Genomic DNA, 16,635 nt, shown 5'->3' with positions numbered 1-16,635 from the left:
GGTGGCCTTCATCCAGGGATACGAATTCGACGCCATGTCACGCCGCCCCCTGTACGGGGACGTGACCCAGCGGCTCGTCGACCTGTGCGCGTGCGCCCCGGGCAGCGTCGTCGCCGACGTCGGCTGCGGCTCCGGCCGGGCCACCGAGCTGCTGCTCGAACGCTTCCCGCAGCTCGGCTCCGTCGTGGGCATCGACCCCTCCGCCCATGAACTGGCCCTGGCCGAGGAACGGCTGCGCGACAACCCCCGGGCCCGCTTCGTCACCGGCCGGGCCCAGGACGTGGGCGCCGTCGTCGGCCCGGTGGACGCCGTGGTCCTCAGCAACGTCATGCACCAGATCCCCCGCGCCGAACGCCCCTCGGTGCTGCGCGGCTGCCACGATCTGCTCGCACCCGGCGGCCGGCTCGCCCTAAACACCCTGTTCTACGAGGGCGCCGTGCTGCCCGAGAGCCGCCGCTTCTACGCCGCGTGGCTGCACGCCACCCGCACCTGGCTGCGCGGCCACGGCGGCGACCTCGTCCTGGAGCGCGAGGCCCCCGTCGCGCTGGAGACGCTCACCCCTGCCGACCACGAAGCCCTCATGACCGAGGCGGGCTTCGTCTCCGTCACCTCCGAGGAGGACGTCTACCCATGGACCCTGGAGGACTGGCAGGCCCTGTGCGGGTACTCGGTCTTCGTCGAGGGCGCCACCGGGCTGACGGACGTCGAGCTCGGCTCCCGGGCGCTGACCGCCGCCCTGCACACCGTCTTCCGCGACCTGGGACTGCGCCAGGTGCCACGGCGCTGGCTCTTCGTCCACGGCACGAGGCAGCGGTGATCGCGGCGACCCGGCGCACGGTGGCCGCCGCCACCGGACCGCTGTCCCACGCCCAACTGGGCATGTGGTTCCTGGAACGGCGCGCGGGGAGCACCCTGTACGCCGAACCGATGACCTTCCGCCTGACCGGCGAGGTGGACGTGCGCGCCCTGCACGCCGCCGTCGAGGACGTGGTGCGCCGCCACGACGCGCTGCGCACCCGCTTCACCGTGGTGGACGGGGCACCCCGCCAGTACGTCGTCCCCGACGCGCGGGTGCCGCTGGCCAGGATCGACCTGGCGTACCTGCCCCCCGACCAGCGCCACCGGCGCGCCGAACGGCTCCTGCGCGCCGAGCTCGGCCGTCCCATCGACCTCGCCGCGGGACCGCTGGTGCGGGCCACGCTGATCCGGCTCGCCCCGCACGACCACGTCTTTCGCCTCACCCTGCACCACCTCGTCTGCGACGCCTGGTCGTGGTGGATGGTCGTCCTGCGCGAGCTGGAACAGCTCTATGCCCGGCGGGTGGCCGGCGTGCGCACACCCCTGGAGCCCGTCCGTACCCACTACGCGGACTTCGTCGACTGGCAGGAGCGCTGGCTGGAGAGCCCCGCGTACGCCCGGCAGGTCGCCCACTGGCGCCGGGCCCTCGCCGGTGTCACCCCCCTGCCCGAACTCGCCCTGGCCCGCACCACCGCGCCGGTCCCGCACACCTCCTGCGCGACCGAGTGGGAGGTCTTCCCGCAGCCGCTCTACGACGGGCTGCGCGCCCTCGGCCGCCGCGAACACGTCACCCTGTACATGCTGCTGCTGACCGCTTTCACGCGGGTGCTGCGCCGCCACGTGCCGGGGGACGACATCCTGGTCGGCACCCGGGGCGGCTTCCGCAGCAGACCCGAGTTCGAGAAGACCGTCGGCCTGTTCGTCAACATGCTGCCCATCCGCGCCCGCGTCACCGAGGACGCCGGGTTCCACGAGCTGCTGCCCCAGGTACGCGACACCCTCCTCGGCACCTACCTCAACCGCGACCTGCCCTTCGAACGCCTGGTGGCGGAGCTGGGCCTGCGCCGCCCCGGGCCCCACCCGGTGATCAACGTGTGCGTCTCCTTCCAGACCACCCCCGAGGTCATGCCCCGACTGCCGGGCCTGGAGACCACGTTGGTCAACCACGACCCCTATTCGCCCTTCGACCTCGACCTCGGCTTCTACACCGAGGACGGCGGTCTGCGCGCCCTGATGATCTACAACCCGGCCCGGTACACCCGCGAGGCGGTCCGCCATCTGCTCGACGCGCTGCGCCGGGAGCTGGAGGAGGCCACCCGCCCGGCGGAGGCCTCCCGCAGGGCCGGGTCCGTCCGCCCCGACGACGCGAAGGAGACGCCCGTATGAGGGCTTTGCAGTGGCACGGCCCCCACCGGGTGGTCCTCGCCGACGACGTGCCGCCCCCGCGCGTCGAGGCCCCGGACGACGCGGTGGTACGGGTCGTCACCAGCGCGATCTGCGGCACCGACCTGCATCCCTACCGGGGCGAGATCGCCTCCTTCACCCCGGGCACCGTCACCGGCCACGAGTTCACCGGAGTCGTGGAGGCCGTCGGCCCCGAGGTGCGCGGCCTGCGGGTGGGCCAGCGGGTCCTCGCCTCGGACATCATCGCCTGCGGCCGCTGCTGGTGGTGCCGGCAGGGCGCGCACTACCAGTGCGAGCGGGTGGGCCTGTTCGGCTACGACACGGTCGTGGGCGAGCACCCGGTCGCGGGCGGCCACGCCGAGTCCGTCCGCGTCCCCTTCGCCGACACCGTCCTGCACCCGATCCCCGACGACGTCGGCGACGAGCGCGCGCTGCTCATCGGCGACGCACTGGCCACCGGGTACGCCTGCGCCCTCGGCGGCGAGGTCAGGCCCGGCGACACCGTCGCGGTGATCGGCTGCGGGGCGGTCGGCCTGCTGGCCGCCGAGGCCGCCAGGCTGCTGGGCGCCGCCCGCGTCCTCGCCGTCGACCCCGTCGCCGCCCGCCGCAAGGCGGCCGCCGAACGCGGCGCCCGGACCCTGGCCCCCGGCGGCGACCTCCCGCGGCAGGTCCGCGAGCTGACCCGGGGACGCGGCGCCGACGCCGTGCTGGAGGCGGTCGGCACGGACGCCGCCCTGCTGAGCGCCCTGGAGATCGTGCGGCCGCGCGGGGTCGTGTGCGCGGTCGGCGCCCACGCGTCCACGGCCATGCCCCTGCCGACGGTCACCGCCTTCGCCAAGGAGGTGACCCTGCGGTTCGCCGTCGGCGACCCCATCGCCACCCGCGAGCCGCTGATGGAACTCGTCCGCCAGGACCGCCTCGACCCCTCCTTCGTCATCACCCACCGCCTGCCGCTCGCCGAAGCCCCCGAGGCGTTCCGGCTGTTCGACGCGGGCGAAGCCCTCAAGGTGGTACTCGTCCCATGACCACCCACCCCCTCCTCCCACCGGCCCCTCCGACCGCCCCCGATCCGCTCACCCGTGCCGTACACCATCTCGTCGAGGAGCGCGCGGCGCGCACCCCGGACGCCGACGCCGTGCTGTACGGGACCGAACGCCTCAGCTACGCGCGACTGGACCGGCAGGCCGAGCAGCTCGCCCGCCGTCTGCGCCACCACGGAGTGGGCCCCGAGGTCCCGGTGGGCGTGCACCTGACGCGCTCACCCGCCCTCGCGGTGGCCTGCCTCGCGGTGCTCAAGGCGGGGGGTGCCTGCGTCCCGCTGGACCCCGCCCATCCGCCCACCCGGCTGGCACAGGCCGTACGCGACGCGGGCGCCCCGCTGGTCCTGAGCCGGCGCGCACTGGCGCCGGGCCTGGGCCCGCACCCGGCGACCGTCCTGTACGTGGACTCGGAGGACACCGACCCGGCCGCGCGAGCCGACGAGCGCCCCCCGGCCCTGTCGGAGCTGGGCATCCGTCCGCCACGGGACACCGCGCCACGGCTGTCCGGCGAGGCCGGGACGCCCCCTCACCCGCCCCTCGCGCGCCGCCTCGCGTGGGTCGCGTACACCTCGGGCTCCACCGGCCGGCCCAAACCCGTGGGCCTCGAACACGGGCCGCTCGCCAACCTCGCCGTGCGGATCGGCCGCCGGCTGGACCTCGGCCCCGAGGACCGCGTCCTGCAGTTCGCCTCCCCCGGCTTCTCCGTGGCCGCCGAGGAGATGTTCTCCACCTGGGCCGCGGGAGCCTGCCTGGTCATGGACCCCGACGACACCCTCGCCGACAGCGCGGGACTGCTCGCCGCCGTGGACAGATACGCCGTCACCGTCCTCCAGCTCACCCCCACCCTGTGGTACGAGTGGCTGCGCGAGCTGAGCCGGGACGGCACCCTGCGCCCGCCCGCCTCGCTGCGGCTGCTCGTGGTGGGCAGCGAGCAGGCCGCCCCCGACCGGGCGGCGGACTGGCTGGCCACCGGGGTGCGCCTGGTGCACGAGTACGGCGCCACCGAGGGCACGGTCTCCCAGATCCTGTACGAACCCGACGTCTCCCCGGACGAGTTGCGCACCTGGCCACGCCTGCCCATCGGCACACCGCTGCCCGGAGTACGCGTCCACATCCTCGACCCGGAGGGCCGCCCGGTCACCCCGGGCGAGCCCGGCGAGCTGCACCTCGCCGGAGACACCCTGGCGCGCGGCTATGTCGGGCAGCCCGCGCTCACCGCCGAGCGCTTCCTGCCCGACCCGTTCACCGACCGGCCCGATGCGCGCATGTACCGCACGGGCGACCTCGCCCGGCAGCGCGCCGACGGCAACATCGAGTTCCTGGGGCGCGTCGACCACCAGATCACCCTGCGGGGCGTACGCATCGAGCCGGGCGAGATCGAGACGATGATCGGCCGCTACCCGGGCGTCACCGAGAGCGCCGTGCTGGCCCGCACCACCGCGCGCGGGGACGAGCAACTGTGCGCGTGCGTGGTGTGGCACAAGGAGCGCGACGAGCCCGGACTGCGCGCCCATCTGCGCGCGACGCTCCCGCCCGCGCTCGTCCCCGCCCGCCTGACGGCCCTGCCCGAACTGCCGCGTACGCCCCACGGCAAGGTGGACCGTCAGACACTGCGGGCCATGCCCTGGGACGGCGACCGGGCCCCGTCGCCCGACGGCACACCGCGCACCGCGCTGGAGGCGGCCCTCGCCGCGCTCTGGGCGTGGGTCCTCGACGTACCGTCGGTCGGCGTCGACGACAGCCTCTTCGACCGGGGCGGCGACTCCCTCACCGCCACCCGCCTGGCGGCCCGGCTGCGGGAGGTCCTGGGAGCCGACGTACGGCAGCGGACCGTGTTCGACGCGCCGACCGTACGGGCCATGGCCGAGGTGATCGCGCGCCTGCGCCACGGTACTCGCGCGGACGAGGCGGGCGAGGCGGCGGACGCGGGCGAGGAGGCGCCGCTGTCGTCGGCGCAGTGGCGTATGTGGCTGCACCACCGCCGGGATCCGGCGAGCGCCGCGTACCACGAGCCGGTCGCGCTGCGGCTGCGGGGCCCACTCGACGCCGGCCACCTCGTGCAGGCCCTGCGACGGACGGTGGAACGGCACGCCGCCCTGCGCACCACCATAGGCACGGCAGCCGGCCAACCGGTGCAGCGGGTGGCGCCGCCCGCCACGGCCGAGGCGTTCTCCCTCGTCGACCGGGACCTGAGCGACCGCTCCGCAAGCGAACTGGAAGGTGAGCTCCAGGAGCTGGCGGTGCAGCCCTTCGATCTGAGGCGCGGCCCCCTGATCCGCGCGCACCTGCTGAAGGTCGCCGCAGACGACCACGTCCTGATGCTGGTCCTGCACCACATCGTCTTCGACGGCTGGTCGATGGACGTGCTCTTCCGGGACCTGGCCGCCTTTCACGACGAGGCCGCGACCGGAGTCCCCGCGGCGCTGCCGTCCCTGCCGTCCCCGCCGCAGCGCCCGCCGCGGCCGGCCGTCGGTGATCCGGACACCGAGCACCGGACGCGCGAGCAGCGGGCCTACTGGAAGCGGCAGTTGGAGGGCGCTCCGCCCGTCACCCGGCTGCCGGGCGGCCGGTCCACGGGCCGGCAGGGCACCGTGCGCTGCCCGTTCACGGTCCCGGCCGCCTCGGCGGCGCGGCTGCGGGAGCTGGCCGCGGAGGAGGGAGCGACCCCGTTCATGGTGCTCCTCGCCGCCTTCACCGCGCTCGTCCACCGCGGCTCCGGTACCCGGGACATCGTGGTGGGAACGCTGCTGGCGGGCCGCGACAGCCCGGACACCGCCGACCTGATCGGTCTGTTCACCCACACCGTTCCGCTGCGCACGCGGGTGCCCGAGGGGACGACCTTCCGCGATCTCGTACGGCGGGTGCGCGAGACGGTCCTGGGCGCGGTGGCCGCACAGGACGTCCCGTTCGAGCACATCGTGGCGCATCTGGGCCCACCACGCGATGCCCGGCACAACCCGGTGTTCCAGATGGTGTTCTGCCAGGGTGGCGCGTCCGCCCCCGCCCCGCGCCTGCACGGCCTGAGCGTGACACCCGTGGAGGTCGCCGTGCCCTTCGCCAAGTTCGACGTCACCGTCATGGTCGAGGAGGACCGGAACGGCGGCCACACCATCGACCTCGCCTACGACCTCGCGCTGTACGACGAGACGACCGCGCACCGCCACACCGCGGCGTTCCGGGCCCTGCTGGAGACCTTCGCGGACCGACCGGAAACGGTGGTGTGAATGCGACCGGCGACGAGACCGGCGACGAATCCGGTGACGAATCCGGTGACGGGGAGAAACGCGGCGCGAGCGCGCGCCCCGTAGCGCGCGGAAGCCCCTCTGCTCCAACCAGTCCCCTTCGAGGGCCGCCCACCGGTTGCGGTCCTCACACCGGCACCGCCGGCCCGCCAGGCGGCGGCCCCGACCCGCACAGACCCATCCGACCCCCTGGGGGAGACGTGTCCACAGAATCGACCGCCCGCACCACCGCATCCCCGGCCGCCGCGACCGCGCGTAACGGCGAAGCGCCCCCGACATCCGAAGCCGCGGCGGTCCGGGAGGCCGAGTCGGTCCGCCGGATCTGGGCCGAACTCCTCCAGATCGACGCCGAAACCATCGACGTCCGCCGCAGCGACTTCTTCGAGCTCGGCGGCTACTCGCTGCTCGCGCTCCAGGCCATCGGCAGGCTGCTGGAGGAGCGCGGCCTCGACGAGTTCGAGGCGGCGGAGCTGGAGGGCGCGCTGCTCAACCGTCTCTTCGAGGATCCCACGGCCCTGGCCCAGGCGGAGTGCCTGCTGTCCGCGTCGGCCGATGGCCCGGCACACACCTGACAGTCACCGGGGCGGCCCGCCGAGCCCGTGCCCGCGGGCCGATCCCGGGTGCCGAGTCCGAAGTCCTCATCGCCCCGCACCCCGCAAGCGATGAGTTCCGGCGGCGGCCCGGGTCTACCCGGTATGACGCGCATCATCGCTGACATCTCGGTCTCCCTCGACGGCTTCGTCACCGGCCCCGACCCAGGCCCGGACAACGGTCTGGGCACCGGCGGCGAGGCCCTGCACCTCTGGGCGTTCTCCGACGATCCCGACGACCGCCGGCTCCTCACCGAGGCGACCGCCCGCTCGGGCGCCGTCGTCCTGGGCCGCCGCCTCTTCGACGTGGTCGACGGCCCGAACGGCTGGGACGACACGACCGGCTACGGGGCGGGCGAGGTCGGCAAGCCCGCGTTCGTCGTGGTGACGAGCACGCGCCCTCCGTCGGTGCGGACGAGCAACCTCGACTGGACGTTCGTCACTACCGGTCTGTCCGACGCCGTCGCCGCCGCGCGCGAGCGCGCCGAGGCCGCGTCGGTGGTCGGCGGCAGGGACCTCGACGTCGTCCTCATGGGCGGCGGAGCCACGGTCGCCTCGGCGTTCGAGGCCGGCCTGGTCGACGTCCTGTCGCTGCATCTCGCCCCCGTCGTGCTGGGGGCCGGGACGCCCCTGTTCACCGGGGGAACGCCGCGCTCCCTGGTGCGGCGGAGCGCGATCGCCACATCGACCGCGACCCATCTGACCTACGACGTCCTCTGACGGGAGGACCGCGAGGACCGCCCGCACCGCACGAGTTCCCGGTGAAGTGCCCCGGCGGCCGGCCTGTTTGCCCTAGGGTCGGACCCGCATCGCCCGTTGGCCGGAGCGAGGGGATCGGACGTGAGTCGAGGCGAAGCGGGCCCCCGGGGCACGGACACGGGGCGCCGCTACCTGCTGGCCATCGGCGTCGCCCACTACCGGTCACCCCGTCTGCCGGACCTGCCGCGCGCCGCGGCGGACGCGGAGCATGTGGCCGACGTGCTCGCGGACTTCGGGTACGAGCGTGTCCTGTCCGGACTGGGAACCTCGCCCACCACCCAGCAGCTGTGGTCCGGCCTGGCGCGCTGGACGCGAGAGGCCCGGCTGGGACCGGACGACGCGCTGGTCCTGTACTTCAACGGCCACGGCGCCGGGGACGGCCAACGTCTGCGTCTGCTCGCGTCGGACAACGAACCGGGGTCCGCGTTCACGACGTCGACCGCCGACGACCTCGCCGCCCTGGTCGCCGAGAGCGGTGTGGGAAGCGCCCTGACCGTTTTCGACGTGTGCACGGCGCCGGAGGGTGACCCCGCCGCGGCCGGATGGTCCATGCCGCACCTCCGCACGCGGCTTCCGTACCTCACCTACCACTGGGTGTCGCACCGGCGGGACGCCGCCGACGACTCCGGGTCCCTGGCGGCCTCCTGGACGTACGCGCTCACCCACGCGAACGTCGGGATGCGGCAGCGCTACCTCCCCGTCACCCAAGTGTTCGAGGACATGCGCCACCACCTCGTGTCCCACGGGACGTCGGGTGAGGAGCCTCGATACGCCGGATACGGGACCGGGGGAGCGGACTCCATCTTCCCGAACCCCCACTACGTACCGGATCTGCCGCGCGACGCCCTCGATCCTGTAGGTGTGGCCCGGTTGCGGCACAAGTACCGCGACCACTTCGAGCCGCGCGGCCGTGGCGTCGCGCACGCCGCCGAACCCGGTGACTTCTTCGTGGGGCGGACCGAGGCCCTGGCGCGGATCGCCTCCTGGGTGAGGGCGGCGCCCGGCGCCGCGGTGCCCCCGCTGGTGGTCCTCGGGGCGCCGGGCGCCGGCAAGTCCGCCCTGCTCGGACGCTTCCTGGCGCTGACCGACCCCGACAGTCCGGCCAGGATGAACACCGCGCCCGAGACGCTGCCGCCGCCGGGGCTGGCCGTCATTCCGCTCAGCGGTCACGGTGTCAGCGGGCTACGGTCTCTCTGCGACCAGTTGTCCACCGCTCTGGGCCGGCGCTCGGGGGCGGGCGCGTGGGACGTACTGGAGGCGTTGCGTGCGCGGACCGACCCCGTGGTCATCGTCCTCGACGGACTCGACGAGATCGCGCCGTCCTCGTACGACGACACGCTCGCCCACTTCGTGCGCGCGCTCGGGCGCGTACCCGCGGTGCGGCTCCTCGTCGCGACCCGCGCGGAACGCCTCGCGTCACTGGGTGAGGACGTCGAGGTCCTCGACCTCGACGCGCCCCAGTACCGCGACGAGGACGCGCTGCACCAGGTCGCCCACCGCCTGGCCCGGGACCCCGGCCGGGCCGGGGAGGTCCTCGCGGAGCTCGGGGAGAACGTAACCGGCCAGGTGGAGCACTCCTTCCTGATGCTGCACCTGCTGGCGGCGGGTGCGCTGACGGCCGAGACCGTACCGCCGGACGCGGGGGACCTCGCCGCGCTGTTCCGGAGGCTGCTCCAGCGGCTCGGCCCCGACGAGGCCCGCACGCGGCGCCTCCTGGCGCCGCTCGCCTACGCGCAGGGAACGGGCCTTCCGTACGGACTGTGGGCGCCCCTCGTGCAGGCCCTCACCGGCGAGGTGTGCGCGCCCGAGGAGCTTCGCCGGTTCCGCGACCGGGCGGCCGACCTCGTGGTCACCGGCACCCGGCCCGACGGCACCCCGGCCCACAGGCTCTTCCACGTCGCGCTCATCGAGTACCTGCGGGCCTCCGCCGACGAGCGGGACCAGCACCGGCGCATGACCCGGGGACTGGTCAGCCTGGTGCCGCGCACGGCCGACGGGCAGCGCGACTGGGCCGCCGCGGACCCGTACATCCTCGAACACCTCGCCGCCCACGCGGCGGCGGGCCGGATCCTCGGCGAACTGGTGCTGGACAGCACCTACCTGCGCCACGCGGTGCCCGGACCGCTGCTGCGCGCGCTCGCGGACAGCGGCGCCGACGACCTTGCGGCCCCGACGCCCCGGGACCAGGACCTGGGCGCCGGCACCCGGCTCGAGACGACGGCGGACGAGGACCTGGGCGTCGACGACGCTGCCGACGAGGGCATGAGCACGGACGAGGACGTGGGTACCGGCGCCCGCGAGACCGATGAGGAGGTGTACATCGATGCCCGCGTGGCCGAGGACGACGCCTTCGACTTCGACCCGGTGGACGCCGGTGAACTCGCCGCCGCGCAGGTCCTGTCGGAGCGGCCCCGCGTCCTGGTCGTCGCCACCGAGTGGTCCTCGGGGCGCGGGGGCCTGAGCACCTTCAACCGGCATTTGTGCGTGGCGATGGCGACGGCCGGCGCCCAGGTCTTCTGCATCGTGCTGGACGCCGACGCCTCGGAGGTGACCGACGCCAAGGAGAAGGGCGTCACCCTGCTCACCCACCCGGGCGCGCCGGGGGCCCCGGAGTACGGCCGGCTCACCCGTCGGGTCGCCCTCCCGCACGGCGTCCTGCCCGACCTGGTCATCGGACACGCCCGTATCACCGGACCGGCTGCCGCCCACCTCACGGAGGACTTCTTCCCGCAGGCCCGCAGGCTGCACTTCGTCCATATGGCTCCGGACGAGATCGAATGGCACAAGCTGGGTGACGGCGTCGACCGCGCCCGGCAGGCGGAGGAGCGCACCGAGATCGAGCGCGAGCTGGGGGCGACGGCTCACCGGGTGGTCACGGTCGGCCCCGCTCTGCAACGCCGTTTCATCAACGAGCTGTGGGACGCCGGAGTGCCCGAACCGCTGCGCCTGGACCCGGGCTTCGACTCGCCCCTGTCCACTGGACTGCCCGGTGCGCCGTCGACCGCCTTCGCCCGCCGCAGGCCCCCGCCGGACGGGCTGCGCAAGGTCCTGTTCGTCGGCCGTACCGAGGACGTCCGGCTCAAGGGCGTCGACCTCGCGGCCCGGGCCTGCGGGATCGTGCACGAACTGCGGTCCAGGACGGCGGGGGAGCCCATCGAACTGCTCGTGCGCGGCGCGCCGCCGGAGAAGGCCGACGAACAGCAGCAGCTCATCCGGGACTGGTCGGGCTGCCCCGGCCTGCGCGTGGTGGTACGCCCCTACTCCGCCGACCCGCGCAAACTGGAGTCCGACATGCTGCGTGCCGGACTGGTGGTGATGCCGTCCCGCTCCGAGGCCTTCGGCCTGGTCGGACAGGAGGCCGTCCTGCGGGGCGTACCGGTGCTCGTCAGCGACCAGAGCGGACTAGCGCAGCTCCTGCGCGAGCAACTCCGCGCCGACGCCGACCACCTGATCGTTCCCGTCACCGGCGACTTCGAGGAGGACAGCCGGGAATGGGCGGCGCGGATCGAGAAGTGCCTGACCGGCCGTGACGAGGCGTTCGAGAGGATGCATGGCGTGCGCGATCGCCTCGCCGCGGCGGTCACCTGGGAAGCCGCCGCCCGCCGGGTCCTGGCCGAGGTCCCGCCCCGGACCGGGTGACGTGACCTCTTCGCGGGAGCCGGTCGCGGACCGCGGCCCCCTCAACCCGCCTACGCACCGTAGAACGCGGGGCCTCCGTACTGCCGTACGACCTGGTACATCAGCCGGGCCGTGCCGGTGCAGTTGGCGAGAGCGTCCGGGTGGTCGACGCAGATCCGGAGCATCTCCTCGTAGAAGCGGTCGTCGACGTGCCTGCGCCGGCCCTCGGTGGGGTCCAGACGCAGCCGCTGTCCGCCGTAGTTGCGGTAGCCGAAGTCGTGGATGACGCACGCGTCGTGGAAGACCTGCGCCCACAGGCGGGGGGTGGGGGGTGAGCAGCCGTCGGTGCGCCAGTCGAAGGGCCTCTCGTGGTGCCGGGCGTAGGTGGGGAACTCGCGGTAGTTCCGCGACTGAAGGAAGTCGGCCCGCTTGCGCACCTTTTCGGGGTACGTGGCCGGTCTCTCCTGGAGTGCCGCGCCGGGCGGGGTGTCGGTCGCGGCCGCCGCGGGAGCGGCATTCGGGACGGCGCCGAGCAGGAGCGACCCGCAGAGGGCGAGCCCGGTGAGGAAGCGGGACGCGGCGCGGCGTGGGGTGGGGGGTCTCATACGGGTCCTGTCCGGGGTGCGGGTACGGGGAGTGACAGGTGGCTACCTGGCGTAGCTGATGGTAGCTGTGCGTGACCGCAGTGGGTGGTTACGCAGCCGGGCCTGTCTCCCGCCGTCGTCGCCCCTACGCGGACCGGTCGCGCAGAGCCGTACGGATCTGGAGCAGCGCCGAGGCGTACACCCACAGGGCCGGCAGCACCAGGGCGGCCTTGAGCCAGAACCACACCGAGCCGGGCTCCGGGTGGGCGAGCAGGTCGTACACCCATCCGACACTCAGCGCGCACATGGCCAGGGTCGGGATCAGCCGGGCGCGTGCCGCGCGTCCCGCGCGCCCCGGGGTGTCGGCCAGCCGCAACGCGTAGACCTCGACCGGTCCGAACTCGTCGGCCGCGCTGCCCCCGGACGTCCGCAGATGGTCCCGGGCCTCCTCCCGGCAGCGGGCCGCCGCGGCGGGCCGGTAGCCGTGCCGTCCTCGGAGCAGCGTCTCCAGGCGCGCCAGCCAGGCCTCGTCATCGACCGGCTCGGCCGCCGCGCGCCGCCCGAGGAACCAGCGTGCGGCCCGCTCGTCGGAGAGCCGGAAACCCGCGACGGCCAGCAGGGCCCCGACGCCGAGCAACGCGGGCGCGGGCACCTCGGCCAGCGGCTCGGAGGGGACCGAGGTGAACAGGGTGGCGGCCGTCACGACGAGGACGCAGACGGCGCCCAGCGCGACGCGCCAGGCCCGTGGCCGCGCGGCGGCCCGCAGCTCGGGCAGCACCCCGGACACCGCCACGGACAGCACCACCAGCAGCGTCCCGCCCGCGAGTTCGGGCCACCCCGCCGTGAGCCAGAAACCGTCGCTCACCCAGAGCAGGATGCCGAACAGCACCGTCTGAACGGCCGCCATGATCAGTCCGGCCGTGAACCGGCCGCCCGGCGCGCACCCGTCCAGGCCGTCGGCGCTGCGCCGCGTCTCGCTGATGCGCTCCGCCGCGACCGTGTCGGCGTACGCGTCCGGCTCACCGACCACGTCCCGTACGGGCCGGCCCGCCTCCTGTGCGATCTCCCGCACCTCGACGAGGACCTCGTCCGCCAGCCCGCGCGGCGGGTTGTGGCGGCCGATCAGCGCGAGCTCGAACTGCGCCGCCCAGCGCTCGTCGTCCTGACGCGTCCACACCTGTCCCTGCTCGGTACCGCGCGTCATCGGCGCTCACTCTCCTGATTCGCGGGTGCCGTCGTTGCGGGAGAGCGGCCCCCGGCCAGCGCGCTCACCACGTCGTCCAGGGCGCGCCAGGACCGGTACTCCTGGGCGAGTCGGCTGTGCCCGGCGGGGGTGAGGCGGTAGTACTTCCGCCCCGGCCCGCCGTCTCCGGCACTCCATCGCACCTCGACCGCGCCCTCTTCCTCCAGCCTGCCGAGTGCCGGGTAGAGGGTGGCCGCCTTGAGGCCCCCGAGCCCGGCCTCGCCGAGGCGCTGGATGAGCGCGTAGCCGTAGCTCTCGCCCTCGGTGGCCAGCAGGCCGAGCAGGCACAGCGGCAACGACGCGCGCAGCCACACGGCTTGGACGTCCGGCATGGTCCCTCCCCAGCACCCCGACTAGTTGGATTATGAGAATAGTCGAAGAATGGGAAGAGCTTCCCTGCCCGTAACGCGGCTGACTCCGGCGTTGTTGACGCCGCCGAACGCGCCCTAGGCTCGGCAGTGCACGGACGCAGGTGTCGGGCAGCCACTCGTGGGGGTCGGTTGACATGTTGTACGCATTCGGCTTCGAACGGCTCGGCGTCGTCGTGGGCGACCTGTACTTCGTCGATCCCGCACCGCTGCCGGGGCAGGAGTCCCCCGAGCGCGGGGTGCGGCTGGAACTGCGCGTCCTCGAAGGGGGCGAGCCGCCCGGATCCCTCTACGCCGCACGCCCCATCACCGTCGGCCGCCCCCTGTGGCGGGTGGACCTCCTCCAGGACGCGCACGCCGCCCCGCACACCTTCGACCGCACGCACCACCACCCCGGCTTCACCGACTGGGACCCCGGACCCCGGGTCTTCGTCGAGGAGCTGACCCGCGACCCGCTGGCGTGGCTGACCGGCAAACTCACCGACCTGCCGGCCCTGTTGAAGGAGACAGGCATCGCCTCCGACGACATCCCCGCGGCCGACGCGGACGCCCTGCGCACCGCGGCACCCGAGATCACGGACACCGTCCGCCGTCTCCTGGAGCGCGTGTGGTCCGGCGAACTCGGCCGCCCGCCCACCGGCACGGGCCCGTCCGCCACCAGCGTGCGCGCCGGCTGGCTCTAGGACGTGCCACGGGCACCGCGCCGCGACGGGCGGTTCACAGAAGCTGCGCGCGATGGAGCAGAGTGCGCAGAGCCTCGGGCCGCAACGCGGCACGCGCCGCGTTCGCGCCCGGGGCACCATGCACCCCACCGCCGGGATGGGCGGCCGCGGAGGCGAGGTACAGCCGCTTGACGGGCGTCTCCGGGCGGCCGGTTCCGGGGACCGGCCGGAAGATGGCCTGCTGGTGCAGGGCGGTGGTGCCGTTGTTGATGGCCCCGTTGTGGAGGTTCTCGTTCATGGCCTGGAGCGTGGGGGGCGCCAGGATCCGGCGGGCGCGGACGAGGGAGCGGAAGCCGGGGGCGAAGCGTTCCACCTGGGCCTCGATCCGGTCCGCCATGGCCTCCTGCTCGTGGGCGTCCCAGCGGCCGGTGATGCCGTCGGGCCCGGCGTCGCCGGTGATGTGCTGCGGCAGGTGGGTGTAGGCCCACGCCGACTCCGTGCCCGCGGGGGAGCGGCTGGGGTCCGCCGTGGTCATCTGGCCGAACAGGGCGAAGGGTTCGTCCGGCACCTGTCCGACCGCGAGCTGGCAGGCGAACCGCGTCAGGGCGTCGACGCCGTCGCTGAGGTGGACCGTCCCGGCCCCGGCGGCCTGCGGCGCCGTCCAGGGCACGGGCCCGGACAGCGCCCAGTCGACCTTGAAGGTCGCGAAGTCCCACTGGAAGCGCTCCAGGTCCCGCAGCAGCCGGGACGGCAGGTGCTCCTCGCCCACCAGATCCCGGTACAGCGCCGGCGCCGAGACATCGGCCAGCACCGCCCGGCGCACGCCGATCGCCTCCCCGGCGGCCGTCCTGACGCCCACCGCCGTCCCGCCGCGCACCACGACGGTCTCCACGCGCTCCCCGCAGTGCAGCACACCACCGCGGCGCGTAAGACGGCGTACGAGCGCGCCGGTGAGGGCTCCGGCCCCTCCGACGGGCACCGGGAAGCCGTGGCTCTGCGCCAGCATCGACATCAGCCAGCCGAACCCGCCGCTCCCCGCGGCCTCCGGCCCCAGATCCGCGTGCAGGGCGTTCCCCGCCAGCAGCAGCCGGCCGCCCTCGCCCCGGAACTCCTCCTCTCCCAGCCTGCGTACGGGAAGGGCGAGGTTGCGGGCGAGCCGCAGACCGCCAGGACCCCGCAGCCGCGCGGCCAGCCGCAGCCCGGAGCGGACCGGCGGGAACGGCGTGAACAGGGTCCGTACGAGATCGGGCCCCACCCGGCGCCACATCGCGTACATGTCCCGCCAGGCGTCCGCGTCCTCCGCGGCGAACTCCGCCAGACCGGCGCAGGTGTCCTGCGCCCGCCGCTCCAGCACGGCACACCGGCCGTCGCCGAGGGGGTGGGCCAGGACGCGCGGGGCGTGGCTCCAGCGCAGGCCCTCGGCGGCGAGGTCGAGGCGGGCGAGCACCGGGGAGGCGGCGGCCAGGGGATAGAAGGCGCTGAAGAGGTCCGAGACGTAGTCGGGGTGGACACCTCGGTCGCTGCGGACCGCGCCGCCCGGCTCGCTCTGCGCCTCCAGGACCTCCACGCTCCACCCGGCGTCGACCAGCAGGTTGGCGGCCACCAGCCCGTTGGGACCGGCGCCGATCACCACGGCGTCAGGCATGGCTTGCGGGGGCGTGGTTCTTCTCCACGAGCGCGGCAAGACGGCCCAGCATGCCCCGGTGGCGGAGCTGGAGCACCGCTTCGACCACGGGATTGTGGAAGGTGCCGCCGAGGCCGTGCAGGGGGTGCTCGTCGCAGACGACCAGGGTCTCCTCGCCCCAGGGCCGCAGCTGGAGCAGGATCCTCGCCGTGCCCAGGGTCTCGACCACCGCCTCCAGCTCCAGCTCCTTGGCCGGTTCCTGGTGGCGGACGACCGTCACGCCCTTGGTCGACCACGGGCCGAGCTTCAGGGTGAAGCTCAGCCGCGACCCGGTCTTCGGCCAGGTGTCGTCGAGCGGTGTGGAGTGGGAGGGCCCCACCACCCACTCGCCGTAGAGCCTCGGATCGCACAGCACGTCCCATACCGCCTGCGGGGGACGTCGGACCAGCCGGTGACGGACGGCCATGAGGGAGTCCTTCCACGAGGGGATCTTCGGCCAGTGAAACACCTGGGGAAGCTCTGCGACCGCCGGACCGACGGTGCCTGGCCGTGCGGGGGGAGGGGAGCCGAGGCGTGTTCACCAGGTCCGGTTGCCGCGATTCGGGCTTCCATGCACTGTGTGGAGGAGGTCGAGCAGTTGGTGCAAACGGGTGTCGACTGCCGCACGGTTACCCCGTGCGTTCCGGGGCACATGCGTGACATC

The 16,635-nt window shown here is 74.1% G+C and carries 13 protein-coding genes; 8 read left to right on the top strand and 5 right to left on the bottom strand.

Annotated features, from left to right (window positions below; all coding sequences use genetic code 11):
* Position 1 precedes the first annotated feature (1 nt).
* From ABZ404_RS09470 to ABZ404_RS09440, 7 genes are all read left to right on the top strand, one after another.
* Entirely contained in the window at positions 2 to 817 is an 816-nt protein-coding gene (locus tag ABZ404_RS09470; RefSeq protein ID WP_358831601.1) for a methyltransferase domain-containing protein, read from the top strand.
* Positions 814 to 2,184 (top strand): condensation domain-containing protein, encoded by a 1,371-nt coding sequence (locus ABZ404_RS09465; RefSeq protein ID WP_358831602.1) that lies wholly within the window; start codon positions 814 to 816, stop codon positions 2,182 to 2,184. The genes ABZ404_RS09470 and ABZ404_RS09465 overlap by 4 nt, the downstream gene beginning before the upstream one ends.
* Positions 2,181 to 3,227, top strand: a complete 1,047-nt coding sequence (locus ABZ404_RS09460; RefSeq protein WP_358831603.1) for an alcohol dehydrogenase catalytic domain-containing protein — start codon at positions 2,181 to 2,183, stop codon at positions 3,225 to 3,227. The genes ABZ404_RS09465 and ABZ404_RS09460 overlap by 4 nt, the downstream gene beginning before the upstream one ends.
* Entirely contained in the window at positions 3,224 to 6,466 is a 3,243-nt protein-coding gene (locus tag ABZ404_RS09455; protein WP_358831604.1) for an amino acid adenylation domain-containing protein, read from the top strand. Before ABZ404_RS09460 ends, ABZ404_RS09455 begins: the two co-directional genes overlap by 4 nt.
* 218 nt (positions 6,467 to 6,684) lie before the next feature.
* Positions 6,685 to 7,056: a phosphopantetheine-binding protein gene (locus tag ABZ404_RS09450; RefSeq protein WP_358831605.1), complete on the top strand. Its 372-nt coding sequence runs from the start codon at positions 6,685 to 6,687 to the stop codon at positions 7,054 to 7,056.
* A gap of 123 nt (positions 7,057 to 7,179) precedes the next feature.
* Positions 7,180 to 7,794: a dihydrofolate reductase family protein gene (locus tag ABZ404_RS09445; protein ID WP_358831606.1), complete on the top strand. Its 615-nt coding sequence runs from the start codon at positions 7,180 to 7,182 to the stop codon at positions 7,792 to 7,794.
* A gap of 120 nt (positions 7,795 to 7,914) precedes the next feature.
* Positions 7,915 to 11,472, top strand: a complete 3,558-nt coding sequence (locus tag ABZ404_RS09440; protein WP_358831607.1) for a glycosyltransferase — start codon at positions 7,915 to 7,917, stop codon at positions 11,470 to 11,472.
* Positions 11,473 to 11,522: 50 nt separating this feature from the next.
* Here the strand turns inward: ABZ404_RS09440 and ABZ404_RS09435 are convergent, their stop codons facing one another.
* The 3 genes from ABZ404_RS09435 to ABZ404_RS09425 form a co-directional block, all read right to left on the bottom strand.
* Positions 11,523 to 12,056, bottom strand: a complete 534-nt coding sequence (locus ABZ404_RS09435; RefSeq protein WP_358831608.1) for a phospholipase A2 — start codon at positions 12,054 to 12,056, stop codon at positions 11,523 to 11,525.
* 124 nt (positions 12,057 to 12,180) lie between these two features.
* Positions 12,181 to 13,239: a hypothetical protein gene (locus ABZ404_RS09430; protein ID WP_358831609.1), complete on the bottom strand. Its 1,059-nt coding sequence runs from the start codon at positions 13,237 to 13,239 to the stop codon at positions 12,181 to 12,183.
* The gene (locus ABZ404_RS09425; protein WP_358831610.1) at positions 13,236 to 13,610 is read right to left on the bottom strand and encodes a PadR family transcriptional regulator; all 375 of its coding nucleotides are present in this window, start codon (positions 13,608 to 13,610) and stop codon (positions 13,236 to 13,238) included. The genes ABZ404_RS09430 and ABZ404_RS09425 overlap by 4 nt, the downstream gene beginning before the upstream one ends.
* Positions 13,611 to 13,783: 173 nt before the next feature.
* Between ABZ404_RS09425 and ABZ404_RS09420 the strand changes: the two genes are divergently transcribed.
* Positions 13,784 to 14,329 (top strand): hypothetical protein, encoded by a 546-nt coding sequence (locus ABZ404_RS09420; RefSeq protein ID WP_358831611.1) that lies wholly within the window; start codon positions 13,784 to 13,786, stop codon positions 14,327 to 14,329.
* Between the two features lie 34 nt (positions 14,330 to 14,363).
* Here the strand turns inward: ABZ404_RS09420 and ABZ404_RS09415 are convergent, their stop codons facing one another.
* Both ABZ404_RS09415 and ABZ404_RS09410 read right to left on the bottom strand, forming a co-directional pair.
* Positions 14,364 to 15,953, bottom strand: coding sequence for an NAD(P)/FAD-dependent oxidoreductase (locus ABZ404_RS09415; protein ID WP_358831612.1), 1,590 nt, complete (start codon positions 15,951 to 15,953; stop codon positions 14,364 to 14,366).
* Positions 15,946 to 16,398, bottom strand: coding sequence for an SRPBCC family protein (locus ABZ404_RS09410; protein WP_358831613.1), 453 nt, complete (start codon positions 16,396 to 16,398; stop codon positions 15,946 to 15,948). The genes ABZ404_RS09415 and ABZ404_RS09410 overlap by 8 nt, the downstream gene beginning before the upstream one ends.
* Between the last annotated feature and the right edge of the window lie 237 nt (positions 16,399 to 16,635).

Origin of the sequence: Streptomyces sp. NPDC005878, assembly GCF_040629815.1 — a bacterium.
Lineage (GTDB): Bacteria > Actinomycetota > Actinomycetes > Streptomycetales > Streptomycetaceae > Streptomyces.
This window is presented reverse-complemented; position numbering and strand designations above follow the sequence as displayed.

Coding starts and splice junctions, on each gene's coding strand:
- ABZ404_RS09460 (WP_358831603.1), top strand. CDS start 2,181: ATGAGGGCTTTGCAGTGGCACGGCCCCCACCGGGTGGTCCTCGCCGAC.
- ABZ404_RS09455 (WP_358831604.1), top strand. CDS start 3,224: ATGACCACCCACCCCCTCCTCCCACCGGCCCCTCCGACCGCCCCCGAT.
- ABZ404_RS09445 (WP_358831606.1), top strand. CDS start 7,180: ATGACGCGCATCATCGCTGACATCTCGGTCTCCCTCGACGGCTTCGTC.
- ABZ404_RS09435 (WP_358831608.1), bottom strand. CDS start 12,056: ATGAGACCCCCCACCCCACGCCGCGCCGCGTCCCGCTTCCTCACCGGG.
- ABZ404_RS09430 (WP_358831609.1), bottom strand. CDS start 13,239: ATGACGCGCGGTACCGAGCAGGGACAGGTGTGGACGCGTCAGGACGAC.
- ABZ404_RS09425 (WP_358831610.1), bottom strand. CDS start 13,610: ATGCCGGACGTCCAAGCCGTGTGGCTGCGCGCGTCGTTGCCGCTGTGC.
- ABZ404_RS09420 (WP_358831611.1), top strand. CDS start 13,784: ATGTTGTACGCATTCGGCTTCGAACGGCTCGGCGTCGTCGTGGGCGAC.
- ABZ404_RS09415 (WP_358831612.1), bottom strand. CDS start 15,953: ATGCCTGACGCCGTGGTGATCGGCGCCGGTCCCAACGGGCTGGTGGCC.
- ABZ404_RS09410 (WP_358831613.1), bottom strand. CDS start 16,398: ATGGCCGTCCGTCACCGGCTGGTCCGACGTCCCCCGCAGGCGGTATGG.